We start from the raw sequence: 13,878 nt of genomic DNA on the forward strand, positions 1-13,878 counted from the left end.
TGCGGCTGAGCGGGGTCTGGTGCGTGCGATCGCAAGGCGGAGGAGGGAGTCGACGGTGGGGGTCCCCCCGCGCGAGCGCAGTCGAGCGTGGGGGAGCGTCGGCGAGTGACGACAACGCGGCTGGGGGCACCCCCTCTGGGGGAGTGCGTGCCAGACCCCGCGTGCCCGGCAGGACCCATCCGACAGGCCCTAGTGCCCTGCTCGCCGGTCGCCGGTGCCCCGGTCGACGGCGGCTAGGATCTTCGCCCGTACACGGACAAGACAGTAGTGATTCGGGGGACATCCGTGCTCAAACTGCGCCGCAGCCTGGCCTGGTCCATAGATTTCGCGCTGGTCGTGACGGCAGCCACGCTGCTCGCGATCCTCACCTTCCACCGCATCTGCGCCCTGGTGACGGACGTGCCTTCGCTGGCCACGAAGGGGGGCCTCGACCTGGTCAGTTCGCGCGGTGACGTCCTCGGCGCCTCCGAGCACCTCGGCCTGTCGCTGTGGGACAAGATCGTGCTGGACGTGGAGGAGGCCTTCGGCGCGCTCGTCGTCGTCACGTTCCTCTACCAGTGGGCCTGTCTCGCCCTGCTCGGCCGAACCCTCGGCAAGGGCCTGCTCGGCCTGCGGGTCACCCCGCGGATGCCCCGGCACACCCTGCGCCGGGCCGTCGTCACCACCACCGCCGACGTCGCGGTGTACGCACTGGCCTGTGTGCTGCTGATCGAGGGGCAGTTCGCGCTGTCGGCGCTGGTGTGGGCCGTCGCGGTGGTGCTGTTCCTGGTCAACGCGCTGACGGTGTTCTTCCCCGGCCGCCGCTCCCTCGCCGACCGGCTGGCCGGCACCTCCGTGGTGGGCGCGCTCCAGGGGGCGCGGTCCGGCCCGGCGGGCGACGTGCCCCAGGGGTGAGCGCCCGCGCCGTGCCCGGCGGCGCCCCGCCCATGGCGCCGAACTCGTCGATTCCGGCGCCCACTTGGCCGGGACGACACCCTGGCCCCCGGCGGACTCCCCGGCAGCCCCGGCGAGTCGGCCGACCGCGCACGAGCCGGTGCACGCCCGGCCCGCCGGAGCGCGACGACCATGGCGCGTTCGCCGACGTACAGCAGACGGAAATGGCCACGACGCCACACACAGGTGAACGCCCGTAGGAATGAGCGAGGGCGCACACGCGCGTAGTCTCGTCCCGGGTGTTCGCCGACAGGGTGAAGGCCCCGGTTGCCACCTGTGCCCAGGTATGGACCTAGGGTCGGCTCTCGGGCCCACCCACCCTGCTGACGGCGATGGCCCTACAGGGCGATCGAGGATCGCAATACATCGGAAGCGAGAATTCACCACCGTGACTGCTCTGACTCTCAGCACCTCTGCGGCGCCCGGCCTGCGGGCCGACGCGATCGTGATCGGTGTCGCCAAGGGCACCAAGGGCCCCGTCGTGGCGCCGGGCGCCGAGGCCGTGGACAAGGCGTACGACGGCAAGCTGGCCGGCGTCCTGGAGACCCTCGGCGCCTCGGGTGCCGAGGGCGAGCTGACGAAGCTGCCCGCGCCGGCCGGCTTCAAGGCCCCGATCGTCGTGGCGGTCGGCCTGGGCGCGGAGCCGGACGCCAAGAGCGAGGACGAGGGCTACGACGCCGAGGCGCTGCGCAAGGCCGCCGGCGTGGCCGCCCGTGCGCTCGCCGGCTCGAAGAAGGCCGCGTTCGCGCTGCCGATCGACGGTCCGGGCGCCGTCGGCGCGATCGGCGAGGGCGTCCTGCTCGGCGCGTACTCCTTCGACGTCTACAAGGACAGCGCCAAGGACGCGCGGGCCAAGAACGGCAAGGCGCCGCTGGCCGAGGCCGCGCTGCTCGGCGGCAAGCCGCGCGACGCCGCCCACAAGGGGGCCCTCGCCCGCGCCGTCGCGGTCGCCGAGGAGCTGAACCGCTCCCGCGACCTGATCAACATGCCGCCGAACGACCTCGACCCGGCGGCGTTCGCCGCCGAGGCGCAGGCCGCGGCCAAGGAGCACGGCCTCAAGGTGCAGGTGCTCGACGAGAAGGCCCTGACCAAGGGCGGCTACGGCGGCATCCTCGGCGTCGGCGGCGGCTCGGCCGCGGCTCCGCGCCTGGTCAAGCTGTCGTACACGCACCCGAAGGCCGACAAGCACCTCGCGTTCGTCGGCAAGGGCATCACCTACGACTCGGGCGGCATCTCGCTGAAGCCGGCCGGTCACAACGAGACGATGAAGTGCGACATGAGCGGTGCCGCCGCGGTGTTCGCCGCGGTCGTCGCCGCCGCCCGCCTCGGCCTGGAGGTCAACGTCACCGGCTGGCTCGCGCTGGCCGAGAACATGCCGTCGGGCAGCGCCACCCGCCCCGGTGACGTACTGCGCATGTTCAGCGGCAAGACCGTCGAGGTCCTCAACACCGACGCCGAGGGCCGGCTGGTGCTCGCCGACGCGCTGTGGGCGGCCTCGCAGGAGAAGCCGGACGCGATCGTGGACGTCGCGACCCTCACCGGCGCCATGATGCTGGCGCTCGGCAGCCGGACGTTCGGTGTCATGGCCAACGACGACGCGTTCCGCTCCACCGTGCACGAGGCGGCGGAGGAGGTCGGCGAGCCGGCCTGGCCGATGCCGCTGCCGGAGCACCTGCGCAAGGGCATGGAGTCCCAGGTCGCCGACATCGCGAACATGGGCGAGCGGATGGGCGGCGGGCTGGTCGCCGGTCTCTTCCTGCGCGAGTTCGTGGGCGAGGGGATCACCTGGGCGCACCTCGACATCGCCGGCCCGGCGTTCAACGAGGGCGGGCCGTTCGGGTACACGCCCAAGGGCGGTACGGGCTCGGCGGTGCGGACGCTGGTCCGGCTGGCGGAACTGACCGCCGCGGGCGAGCTGGGCTGACCTTCGCCCAACGGCTCGGACCGCCCTGTTCTCGGGGCGGCCACAGGGGCGTGGGGGCTGGTCGCACAGTTCCCCGCGCCCCTTCGGGCGCTCTAGTGGGGTGTCTCACAGTCCAGCCCGGCGTCTCGTACGCCTCGAACAAGTGCAAAGATGGAGCCCGGCAGGACAGGGCCCCCACCGAAGGGCCGAAGCATCAAGCGGCCGGACACCAGCCGCCCGCCGGTCATCGACGACCGGCCTACGGCGCACATGCATGGAGGACGTGACGTGGCGAACGACGCCAGCACCGTTTTCGACCTAGTGATCCTCGGCGGTGGTAGCGGTGGTTACGCCGCGGCCCTGCGCGGGGCGCAGCTGGGCCTGGACGTCGCCCTGATCGAGAAGGACAAGGTCGGCGGCACCTGCCTGCACCGGGGTTGCATCCCCACCAAGGCCCTGCTGCACGCGGGCGAGATCGCCGACCAGGCCCGCGAGAGCGAGCAGTTCGGCGTCAAGGCGACCTTCGAGGGCATCGACGTCCCGGCCGTCCACAAGTACAAGGACGGCGTCATCGCCGGCCTGTACAAGGGTCTGCAGGGCCTGATCGCGTCCCGCAAGGTGACCTACATCGAGGGTGAGGGCCGGCTGTCGTCCGCCACCTCCGTCGATGTGAACGGCCAGCGCATCCAGGGCCGCCACGTCCTGCTGGCGACCGGCTCCGTGCCGAAGTCGCTGCCGGGCCTGGAGATCGACGGCAACCGCATCATCTCCTCCGACCACGCCCTCGTCCTGGACCGCGTGCCGAAGTCCGCGATCATCCTGGGCGGCGGTGTCATCGGCGTCGAGTTCGCCTCGGCGTGGAAGTCCTTCGGCTCGGACGTCACGGTCATCGAGGGCCTGAAGCACCTCGTCCCGGTCGAGGACGAGAACTCTTCCAAGCTTCTTGAGCGCGCGTTCCGCAAGCGCGGCATCAAGTTCAACCTCGGCACCTTCTTCCAGAAGGCCGAGTACACCCAGGACGGCGTGAAGGTCACCCTCGTCGACGGCAAGGAGTTCGAGGCCGAGGTCCTCCTCGTCGCCGTCGGACGCGGGCCGGTCTCGCAGGGCCTGGGCTACGAGGAGGCCGGGGTCGCCATGGACCGCGGCTACGTCCTCGTCGACGAGTACATGCGCACCAACGTCCCGACCATCTCCGCCGTCGGTGACCTGGTCCCGACGCTCCAGCTCGCGCACGTCGGCTTCGCCGAGGGCATCCTGGTGGCGGAGCGTCTGGCCGGTCTGAAGGTCGTCCCGGTCGACTACGACGGTGTGCCGCGGGTGACGTACTGCCACCCGGAGGTCGCCTCCGTCGGCATCACCGAGGCCAAGGCCAAGGAGATCTACGGCGCGGACAAGGTCGTCGCTCTGAAGTACAACCTGGCGGGCAACGGCAAGAGCAAGATCCTGAACACCGCGGGCGAGATCAAGCTCGTCCAGGTCAAGGACGGTGCCGTGGTCGGCGTCCACATGGTCGGCGACCGCATGGGTGAGCAGGTCGGCGAAGCCCAGCTGATCTACAACTGGGAGGCGCTGCCGGCCGAGGTCGCCCAGCTCATCCACGCCCACCCGACGCAGAACGAGGCGATGGGCGAGGCGCACCTGGCGCTCGCCGGCAAGCCCCTGCACTCCCACGACTGAGCCTTCGGTCAACGGGCGCGACGACAAGACTTCCGCAATTCGTTAGGAGCAACCGAAACCATGGCGGTTTCCGTAACCCTTCCGGCGCTCGGTGAGAGCGTCACCGAGGGCACTGTCACCCGCTGGCTGAAGGCCGAGGGCGAGCGCGTCGAGGCCGACGAGCCGCTGCTCGAGGTCTCGACGGACAAGGTCGACACCGAGATCCCCTCGCCGGCCTCCGGCGTGCTGGCCTCCATCAAGGTCGCCGAGGACGAGACCGTCGAGGTCGGCGCCGAGCTGGCCGTGATCGACGACGGCACCGGCGCCCCCGCGGCCGCCCCGGCCCCCGCCGCTGCCGAGGCCCCGGCTCCGGCCGCCCCGGTCGCCGCCCCGGCCCCGGTCGCCGAGGCCCCGGCCGCCCCCGCCGCCGCCCCGGCCGCCCCGGCCGGTGGCGCCACCGGCACGGACGTGGTCCTGCCCGCGCTCGGTGAGTCCGTCACCGAGGGCACCGTCACCCGCTGGCTGAAGTCGGTCGGCGACTCCGTCGAGGCCGACGAGCCGCTGCTCGAGGTCTCCACGGACAAGGTCGACACCGAGATCCCGGCGCCCGCCTCCGGCGTGCTCCTGGAGATCGTGGTCGGCGAGGACGAGACCGCCGAGGTCGGCGCCAAGCTCGCTGTCATCGGTGCCCCGGGTGCCGCCCCGGCCGCCGCTCCGGCTCCGGCCGCCCCGGCCCCGGCGCCCGTCGCCGCCGCCCCGGCCCCGGTCGCCCCCGCGGCCCCGGTCGCCCCGGCTCCGGCTCCGGCCGTGCCCGCCGCTGCCGCCCCGGTCGCGCCCGCGGCCCCGGCGCCCGCCCCGGCTCCGGTCGTCCCGGCCACCGCGCCGTCCTCCCCGACCGCCACCCAGGCGACCGACGAGGGCGCCTACGTGACCCCGCTGGTGCGCAAGCTCGCCGCCGAGAACGGCGTCGACCTGGCCGCCGTCAAGGGCACCGGCGTCGGCGGCCGTATCCGCAAGCAGGACGTCATCGCCGCCGCCGAGGCCGCGAAGGCCGCCGCCACCGCTCCGGCTCCGGCCGCTGCCGCCGCCCCGGCCGCCGCGAAGAAGGCCCCGGCGCTGGAGGTCTCCCCGCTGCGCGGCCAGACCGTCAAGATGACCCGCATCCGCAAGGTCATCGGCGACAACATGGTCAAGGCGCTGCACGAGCAGGCCCAGCTGTCGTCGGTCGTCGAGGTCGATGTCACCCGTCTGATGAAGCTGCGCGCCAAGGCGAAGGACGGCTTCGCGGCCCGCGAGGGCGTCAAGCTCTCCCCGATGCCGTTCTTCGTCAAGGCCGCCGCCCAGGCGCTGAAGGCCCACCCGGTCATCAACGCCCGGATCAACGAGGCCGAGGGCACGATCACCTACTTCGACACCGAGAACATCGGTATCGCGGTGGACTCCGAGAAGGGCCTGATGACCCCGGTCATCAAGGGCGCCGGCGACCTCAACATCGCGGGCATCTCCAAGGCCACGGCCGACCTTGCGGGCAAGGTCCGCGCCAACAAGATCACTCCGGACGAGCTGTCCGGCGCGACCTTCACCATCTCCAACACCGGCTCGCGCGGCGCGCTGTTCGACACGATCATCGTGCCGCCGAACCAGGTCGCGATCCTCGGCATCGGTGCCACGGTCAAGCGTCCGGCCGTCATCGAGACCGAGGAGGGCACGGTCATCGGCGTCCGCGACATGACCTACCTGACCCTCTCCTACGACCACCGCCTGGTCGACGGCGCCGACGCGGCCCGTTACCTGACGGCGGTCAAGGCGATCCTGGAGGCGGGCGAGTTCGAGGTCGAGCTGGGTCTGTGACCCGCCGGCCTGCGGGCCGGTCCCGCAGGTCCTTGGGCCTTGTGCGTGTACGACACCCCGTCCGGAGCTTTCCGGGCGGGGTGTCGTGTTTGTCGGCGCACGTTGCGTGTAAGCCTCGTCTCACCTGCGCAAAAGCACCGCCGCGCGCCCCACCCACGGAGCGAACCCGCCGTATTGTCTAAACGTCAGCCCTCCCTAAGGAGCCTCCATGACCGCGCCCGTCGTCCACTCGCTGCGCGAACAGATCCGCGAGCACATCGTGGAAGGAATCGTCAGCGGGCGCTGGCAGCCGGGCGAGCGCATCGTGGAGCGCCGTATCGCCACCGAGCTGGAGGTCAGCCAGACCCCGGTCCGTGAGGCCCTGCGCGAGCTGGAGTCCCTCCGGCTCATCGAGTCCGCGCCGAACAAGGGCGTCAGGGTCCGCAACCTGACCGCGGCCGACCTGGAGGAGAGCTACCCGGTCCGCGCCGGTCTGGAGGCCATCGCGGCGGAGCTGGCGGCCGACCGCCTCGCGCAGGACTGCTCGGCCCTGGAGCCGCACGTCCTGGCCCTGTACGAGGCCGACCGCAACACCGACGGCACCGCCCAGGTCCGCCACACGGTCGGCTTCCACCGCGAACTCGTGCGCGCCGCGCACAACTCGGTGCTCCTGCACACCTGGGAAGGGCTCGGCATCGAGGTCTTCACGGCGCTGTCCATCCGCTGGCTGGGCACGGTCCAGCAGTCGTACGCGGAGGAGCACGAGGAGCTGGTGCAGGCGTTCAAGCGCCGGGATCCGCGGATCGCGGAACTGGTGAAGGCACATGTCCTGGGGTGCGCGCCGCGCGCCTGAGAGCCTGCGCGACCACCCGAGCACAACCCTGCTCACCTGCGAAAACGCCACCAAACTACGGCACCCGGTGTCTCCCTCGAAGGCACCGGGTGCCTACTTTCTCCAAATCAAGAGGTTTTCGCCCTCAACCCTTTGATCGATCATCGATCAGGGAGTTACAGTCACCGACGGACTTCCACCGAAGTCCACGCCCTGTCCTGCCAAAGACCTAGGGCACCCCCGAACCCTTACCGATGAGGGAACCCCCTTCGACTGAGGAAGGCGGCGACATGACCGACCCCAACGCCATCCAGCCGAGCGCGCTCGACCAGCTCCCCGACCGCGACCCGGAGGAGACCGCCGAATGGCAGGCCTCCCTCGACGCCGTCGCCCGGGAGGCCGGGCCGCACCGCGCCGCGTACCTGATGCGGCGCACGCTGGAGCGCGCCGAGGCGGGCGGCATCGCGCTGCCGAAGCTCCTCGAGACCGACTACGTCAACACCATCCCCACCTCCGCGGAGCCGGGCCTGCCCGGTGACCCGGAGATGGAGGCCCGGATCACCGCCTGGAACCGCTGGAACGCGGCCGCGATGGTGACCCGGGGCAGCAAGCACGGCGTCGGCGGCCACATCGCCACCTTCGCCTCCGCCGCGTGGCTGTACGAGACCGGCTTCAACCACTTCTTCAAGGGCAAGGAGGGCGACGGCTCCGGCGACCAGCTGTACATCCAGGGCCACGCCTCCCCCGGTATCTACGCCCGCGCCTTCCTCGACGGCCGCCTGAACGAGGCGCACCTGGACAACTTCCGCCAGGAGGCCGGCGGCAACGGCCTGCCGTCGTACCCGCACCCGCGCCGGCTGCCCTGGCTGTGGGAGTTCCCGACGGTGTCGATGGGCCTCGGCCCGCTCTCCGCCATCTACCAGGCGCGCTTCAACCGCTACCTCACCAACCGCGGCATCAAGGACGTCTCCGCCTCGCACGTGTGGGCGTTCCTCGGCGACGGCGAGATGGACGAGCCGGAGTCGACGGCCGCACTCGCGCTCGCCTCCCGCGAGGGCCTCGACAACCTGACCTTCGTCATCAACTGCAACCTGCAGCGCCTCGACGGTCCGGTCCGCGCCAACTTCAAGATCGTGCAGGAGCTGGAGGCCCAGTTCCGCGGCGCCGGCTGGAACGTCGTCAAGTCGCTCTGGGGCTCCGCCTGGGACGAGCTGTTCGCCCTCGACACCACGGGCGCGCTGGTACGCCGCCTGCGCGAGGTACCGGACGCGCAGGTCCAGACGTACCAGACCCGTGACGCCGCCTACATCCGCGCCGACTTCTTCGGCAAGGACCCGGCGCTCGCCGAGATGGCGAAGCTGCTGAGCGACGACAAGATCCTCGAGTGCTTCCACCTCTCGCGCGGCGGCCACGAGGCCCGCAAGGTCTACGCCGCGTACAAGGCCGCCGTCGAGCACAAGGGCGCGCCGACCGTGATCCTGGCCCAGACGGTCAAGGGCCACACCCTCGGCGAGGGCTTCGCGTCGAAGAACGCCAACCACCAGATGAAGAAGCTGACGGTGGACGAGTTCAAGACGATGCGCGACCTGCTCGGCCTGCCGATCAAGGACAGCGACTTCGTCGACGGCGTGGTCCCCTACGGCCACCCGGGCGCCGACTCCCCCGAGGTCCGCTACCTCCAGGAGCGCCGCGCGGCCCTCGGCGGCCCCGCCCCGGCCCGCCGTACGCACGCGCTGGCCCCGCTGCCGGCCCCGGCCGAGAAGGCCTTCGCCTCCTTCGACAAGGGCTCCGGCTCGCAGAACGTGGCGACGACGATGGCCTTCGTCCGCCTGGTCAAGGACCTGGTCCGCGACAAGGAGACGGGCAGGCGCTGGGTGCCGATCGTCCCCGACGAGGCGCGCACCTTCGGTATGGAGTCGCTGTTCCCCTCGCTCGGGATCTACTCCCCCAAGGGCCAGACGTACGAGCCGGTCGACCGCGACCAGCTGATGTACTACAAGGAGGCCAAGAACGGCCAGATCCTCAACGAGGGGATCACCGAGGCCGGTTCGATGGCCGACTTCATCGCCGCGTCCACCGCGTACGCGACGCACGGCGAGGCGATGATCCCGTTCTACATCTTCTACTCGATGTTCGGCTGGCAGCGCACCGCCGACCAGATGTGGCAGCTCGGCGACCAGCTCGGCCGCGGCTTCCTCGTCGGCGCGACCGCCGGCCGTACGACCCTCACCGGTGAGGGCCTGCAGCACGCGGACGGCCACTCCCCGGTCATCGCCGCCACCAACCCGGCCGCGCTGACGTACGACCCCGCCTTCGCCTACGAGATCGCGGTGATCGTCCGTGAGGGTCTGCGCCGGATGTACGGCGAGGCCAAGCCGGGCGAGGACCAGAACGTCTTCTACTACCTGACGGTCTACAACGAGCCGATGCCGCAGCCCGCCAAGCCGCAGGGCCTCGGCATCGACGAGGGCATCGTCAAGGGCCTGTACCGCTTCAACACGGTGGAGTCCGCCGGTCTGTCCCCGGCCGCCAACGCCCCGCGCATCCAGCTGCTGGGCTCCGGTACGGCGATCCACTGGACCCTCCAGGCGCAGCGGCTGCTCGCCGAGGAGTGGGGCGTGGCCGCCGACGTGTGGTCCGCGACCTCCTGGTCGGAGCTGCGCCGCGACGCGCTGGAGGCCGACGCGGCCCTGCTGCGCGGCGAGGAGCGCGTGCCGTTCGTCCGCCAGGCGCTGCAGGGCGCCGAGGGTCCGGTCCTCGCGGTGTCCGACTACATGCGCCAGGTCCCTGACCAGATCGCACAGTGGGTCGAGCAGGACTGGTCCTCGCTGGGCGCCGACGGCTTCGGTCTGTCGGACACCCGTGAGGCCGCCCGCCGCCACTTCGGCGTCGACGCCGAGTCGATCGTCGTCGCGGCCCTGGCCCAGCTCGCCCGGCGCGGCGAGGTGAAGGCCACCGCGGTCAAGGAGGCCCGGGAGAAGTACGGGCTGTAAGAGCCCGCCCGACCGACCGAGCGCCGTCGCGGCGGAGGTGGCTGCCACCTCCGCCGCGACGGCGTTTCGTCATCCCTGCGGGGACGATTCCCGGCCGCTCGGGGGCTCCTCGAAGCCGGACAGCGCCGTGTGCAGTTCGGTCAGCTGGCGCAGGATGGTGGCGCGCTTCTCGACCAGCCCGCCGACCGGGGTGAACCTGCTGTCGGCGATGATCGCGGCCACGGTGTCGCGCAGTCCGGTCAGCGCGTGGTTCGGGAGGATGCGGTCGGCTTTCTCCTCCGCCTCGGCGAGGACGGACTCGGCCTGCCGGGTGGCCGCCGCCACCGTCTGCCGGGCCCGGCGTTCGGCGTCGGTGCGGAGCTTCTCGGCCTCCAGGCTCAGCTGCTCGGCCCTCTCCTCGATCTCCGCGAGCCGTTTCTCCGCCCTCTGCTGCCGCGTGGCCAGATCCCGCTCGGACCGCTCGCGGCGCTGGGCCAGGCCCGTCTCGAAGTCGGCGGCGGCCTGCGCGGCCTTGGCCCGGGTCTCCTCAAAGAGGGCGTCCGCCGTCTCACGCCTGCGCTGGGCGTACTGGTCCGCCGCCGCGCGCATCGCGATGACGTCCTGCTCGGTTTGGGCGCGTATCCGAGCGGCCGCCTCCTCCGTCATCGTCATCACCTGGGCGGCGGCCTCCTCGGCCGACCTGCGTGCCTCGTCGGCCTCGGCCCGGGCCGAGGCGAGGGTCCTGTGGGCGGAGGGGGCCGATGCGGGCGGTCCGGCCGGCCCGGCCACGCGGGCCAGCCGGTCCGCGACCGAGCGTGCGGAGGCCGGCCGGTCCTCGGGGTCCCGCGCCAGCAGGTCGACGACGAAGTCGCTCAGTTCCGACGGTATGGCGGGGTTCAGCCGGTGCGGTGGCTCGATCTCGCCGTCGATCAGCAGAGCCAGCTGCGCGTACGCGTTGTCGGCGACGAGCGGGGGCTTGCCGGTGAGCATGAAGTAGAGCAGGCAGCCCAGGGAGTACAGGTCGGTGCGGTGATCCACGGTGCGTTCGCCGCGCGCCTGCTCCGGTGACATGTACAGCAGGCTGCCGATGGCGACGCCCGTGCCGGTGAGGCCGCTGACGAGCACGGTGTCGCCGAGGAACTTGGCGATGCCGAAGTCCAGCACCTTCAGGTCGCCGTCGGCGTCGAACATGACGTTCTCCGGCTTGATGTCCCGGTGCACGATGCCCTGCCGGTGCGCGGCGTCCAGCGCGGCGGCGACCTGCCGGGTCCAGGCGACGGCCCGCTGCCAGGAGGGTCGTTCCTGCGCGACGGCGTCGGCGAGGGTCCGCCCGGTCAGCCGCTCCATCACCATGTAGAGCACGCGTTCGCCGTCCAGGACGGCCTCGCCGCAGTCATGGGCGATGACGGTGTACCGGCCGGGCAGCCGTGCCGCCGACCTGATCTCGCGGCGGAACCGCAGAAAGGTCTCGTGCTCGCCGATCCGCGGCAGCGCGGTGACGAGCTTGACCGCCACGTCCCGCTGCATCCGCGCGTCCCGGGCCGCCCACACCTGCCCCATGCCGCCTCGGCCCAGCCGTTCGACCAGTTCGTACCGGCCGTCGAGGATCTCCCCCCGCATGCCCCGCCCCTTCCCCGTTCCCCAGGTGCCTCAAGAGGTGCCCCAAGCCTAGGAGATCACCGCCGGGCCGGCAGGCTTCGTGGCAGGCTGACGGCATGCGTGCGGCCCGGCTCATCAAGATGGTGCTCCTTCTGCAGTCCCGGCCGTCCATGACCGCCGCCGAACTCGCGCGGGAGCTGGAGGTGTCGGAGCGGACGGTCACCCGCGACGCGCAGGCGCTGTCGGAGGCGGGGGTGCCGGTCTACGCGGACCGGGGCCGGGCCGGCGGCTACCGGCTGGTCGGCGGGTACCGGACGCGACTGACGGGGCTGGCCAGGAGCGAGGCGGAAGCGCTGTTCCTGAGCGGGGTGCCGGGGGCGCTCCGGGAGATGGGACTGGAGGACGCCGCGTCCGCGGCCCGGCTGAAGGTCGCCGCGGCGCTGCTGCCGTCGCTGCGCGACGCCCCGGACAGCGCCGCCCGGCGGTTCCACCTGGACGCGCCCGCCTGGTTCCAGGAGCCGAAGACGCCCGCGCTGCTGCCGGTGGTCGCACAGGCGGTGTGGGACGACCGCCGGGTCACCGCCCGGTACCGGCGGGGCGCGCAGGAGGTCGAGCGGCTGCTGGAGCCGTACGGGCTCGTGCTGAAGGCGGGCGTCTGGTACCTGTGCGCGCGGGCGGCGGACGGCGGCTCCTTCCGGACCTATCGGATCGACCGGTTCAGCGCCGTGGATCCCCTGGAGGAACGGTTCGCCCGTGATTCGGACTTCGATCTGCCCGGCCACTGGGCCGAGCAGGCCGAGCGGTTCGCGCGCTCGATCCTGAGCACCGAGGTCGTCGTACGGCTGTCCCCGCAGGGCGTGCGCCGGCTGCGGTACGCCGTCGAGCCGGTGTCGGCGCGTGCCGCGCTGAGCGGGCCGGGCGAGCCGGACGGGGTGGGCTGGTTGACGGTGACGGTGCCGGTGGAGTCCGAGGAGGTCGCCTACGCGCAGCTGACGGCGCTCGGGGCGGAGGCCGAGGTACTGGCTCCGCAGAGCCTGCGGGAGCGGTTCGCGGCGGACGCCGCCCGGCTCGCGGCGCTGTACGGCCCCGCGGGCGCCGCATAACGATCCGCCGCACGCCGGCCCACTCCGCGTGCGTCCCACGGACGGAGGCCCGATGCTGGTGCCGTGATGGACGAGACGGAGTTCTGGGAGCTGATCGACGCCACGCGCGAGACCGCCGAGGGCGACCCCGAGGAACAGGCCGACGCGCTCGTGGACCGGCTGCTCCAGCTGGACCCGGAGCTGGTCCTGGACTTCGCCCGTCATTTCGAGGCCCGCTACAACCGCGCCTACCGCTGGGACCTGTGGGGCGCCGCCTGGGTGCTGCTGGACGGGGCCAGCGACGACGCCTTCGACTTCTTCCGCTGCTGGCTGATCGGCCAGGGCCGGGAGGTCTACGAGGGCGCCCTGCACGAGCCGGACTCGCTGGCCGAGCTGCTCGGCGAGTTCGACGAGGAGATCGACGGCGACGGCGAGGAACTGGGTTATGCGGCGGACGAGGCCTACGAGCAGCTGACCGGCACCGTCGCACCGGACCTGGGCATCGCTCCGGCGCCCGCCGAGCCGGCGGGCGCGCCGGTGGCCTTCGAGAACGAGCAGGCCCTCGCCGAACGGTTTCCCCGGCTGTGGGACCGGTTCCGGGAGTAGCCGGCCCCGGTTCAGCCGGCCGTGCGCCTGCGGGTGGCGCCGGCCGGCAGCCGGGCCTGGGCCCGGCCGGAGCGCGCCGTGTGGCGCAGCGGCGCGGCGTTGGCCTGGTCGAGGGCGGACGCGACCGCCTCGGCCGGGCCGAGGACGACCGTGGCGGCGGCGCGGACCGCCGCCCACGGTCCGTGTGCGCTGCGCGTCCGGCGCACTCGCTCGGGGGTCTCGGCACGCGTACGACTACTGGTCATGATGCCCACCTCCGGACTGCTGGTGTCGTCCCCGACCGTAGGGCCCGGGGCTCGGGGAAAGCTGCGTGGCGCCTAGGGGGTTCCTGTGGGCGGCGCGGGGGCGAACGGGCTCAGGAAGGGCGAGGGAGCGGTCCGGCCCAGGAGGGGCACGGGGGTGGTCCCGCTCTGCGGGGGCGCGGGGGCGATCCGGCTCTGCAGGGGCACGGGGGTCATCCAGCGC

Annotated in this window: 10 protein-coding genes; 8 read left to right on the forward strand and 2 right to left on the reverse strand. The window is 72.2% G+C overall.

The genetic code is table 11. From position 1 onward, the window contains the following. The first annotated feature begins 285 nt into the window (after positions 1–285). The 6 genes from AQI95_RS15640 to aceE all read left to right on the forward strand — a co-directional run bounded on the left by AQI95_RS15640 (position 286) and on the right by aceE (position 10,147). Positions 286–894, forward strand: coding sequence for an RDD family protein (locus AQI95_RS15640; RefSeq protein WP_067123269.1), 609 nt, complete (start codon positions 286–288; stop codon positions 892–894). Positions 895–1,321: 427 nt separating this feature from the next. Further along, the gene (locus AQI95_RS15645; protein ID WP_067123272.1) at positions 1,322–2,857 is read left to right on the forward strand and encodes a leucyl aminopeptidase; all 1,536 of its coding nucleotides are present in this window, start codon (positions 1,322–1,324) and stop codon (positions 2,855–2,857) included. A 267-nt stretch (positions 2,858–3,124) separates the two neighbouring features. After that, positions 3,125–4,513 (forward strand): dihydrolipoyl dehydrogenase, encoded by a 1,389-nt coding sequence (gene lpdA, locus AQI95_RS15650; RefSeq protein ID WP_067123274.1) that lies wholly within the window; start codon positions 3,125–3,127, stop codon positions 4,511–4,513. Positions 4,514–4,573: 60 nt separating this feature from the next. After that, positions 4,574–6,343 (forward strand): 2-oxoglutarate dehydrogenase, E2 component, dihydrolipoamide succinyltransferase, encoded by a 1,770-nt coding sequence (sucB, locus tag AQI95_RS15655; RefSeq protein ID WP_067123277.1) that lies wholly within the window; start codon positions 4,574–4,576, stop codon positions 6,341–6,343. Positions 6,344–6,551: 208 nt separating this feature from the next. Then, on the forward strand, positions 6,552–7,175 hold the full coding sequence (locus AQI95_RS15660; protein ID WP_067123280.1) for a GntR family transcriptional regulator: 624 nt from the start codon (positions 6,552–6,554) through the stop codon (positions 7,173–7,175). A 269-nt stretch (positions 7,176–7,444) separates the two neighbouring features. Beyond that, a complete protein-coding gene (gene aceE, locus AQI95_RS15665) occupies positions 7,445–10,147 on the forward strand; it encodes a pyruvate dehydrogenase (acetyl-transferring), homodimeric type (protein ID WP_067123283.1) in 2,703 nt (900 codons plus the stop codon). A gap of 69 nt (positions 10,148–10,216) precedes the next feature. Here aceE and AQI95_RS15670 read toward each other — a convergent pair whose 3' ends face one another. After that, a complete protein-coding gene (locus AQI95_RS15670; protein WP_067123287.1) occupies positions 10,217–11,746 on the reverse strand; it encodes a serine/threonine-protein kinase in 1,530 nt (509 codons plus the stop codon). Between the two features lie 95 nt (positions 11,747–11,841). Here AQI95_RS15670 and AQI95_RS15675 point away from each other — a divergent pair, with 95 nt between their 5' ends. Then, positions 11,842–12,828, forward strand: coding sequence for a helix-turn-helix transcriptional regulator (locus tag AQI95_RS15675; RefSeq protein ID WP_067123291.1), 987 nt, complete (start codon positions 11,842–11,844; stop codon positions 12,826–12,828). Between the two features lie 66 nt (positions 12,829–12,894). Beyond that, positions 12,895–13,413 carry a DUF4240 domain-containing protein gene (locus tag AQI95_RS15680; protein WP_067123294.1) on the forward strand — a complete coding sequence of 173 codons (519 nt, stop codon included), beginning with the start codon at positions 12,895–12,897 and terminating at the stop codon, positions 13,411–13,413. 11 nt (positions 13,414–13,424) lie between these two features. Here AQI95_RS15680 and AQI95_RS15685 read toward each other — a convergent pair whose 3' ends face one another. Continuing rightward, on the reverse strand, positions 13,425–13,658 hold the full coding sequence (locus tag AQI95_RS15685; RefSeq protein ID WP_067123296.1) for a hypothetical protein: 234 nt from the start codon (positions 13,656–13,658) through the stop codon (positions 13,425–13,427). Positions 13,659–13,878: the final 220 nt, after the last annotated feature.

Origin of the sequence: Streptomyces yokosukanensis, assembly GCF_001514035.1 — a bacterium.
In the GTDB taxonomy this organism is placed as follows: domain Bacteria; phylum Actinomycetota; class Actinomycetes; order Streptomycetales; family Streptomycetaceae; genus Streptomyces; species Streptomyces yokosukanensis.

Coding starts and splice junctions, on each gene's coding strand:
- sucB (WP_067123277.1), top strand. CDS start 4,574: ATGGCGGTTTCCGTAACCCTTCCGGCGCTCGGTGAGAGCGTCACCGAG.
- AQI95_RS15660 (WP_067123280.1), top strand. CDS start 6,552: ATGACCGCGCCCGTCGTCCACTCGCTGCGCGAACAGATCCGCGAGCAC.
- aceE (WP_067123283.1), top strand. CDS start 7,445: ATGACCGACCCCAACGCCATCCAGCCGAGCGCGCTCGACCAGCTCCCC.
- AQI95_RS15670 (WP_067123287.1), bottom strand. CDS start 11,746: ATGCGGGGGGAGATCCTCGACGGCCGGTACGAACTGGTCGAACGGCTG.
- AQI95_RS15675 (WP_067123291.1), top strand. CDS start 11,842: ATGCGTGCGGCCCGGCTCATCAAGATGGTGCTCCTTCTGCAGTCCCGG.
- AQI95_RS15680 (WP_067123294.1), top strand. CDS start 12,895: ATGGACGAGACGGAGTTCTGGGAGCTGATCGACGCCACGCGCGAGACC.
- AQI95_RS15685 (WP_067123296.1), bottom strand. CDS start 13,658: ATGACCAGTAGTCGTACGCGTGCCGAGACCCCCGAGCGAGTGCGCCGG.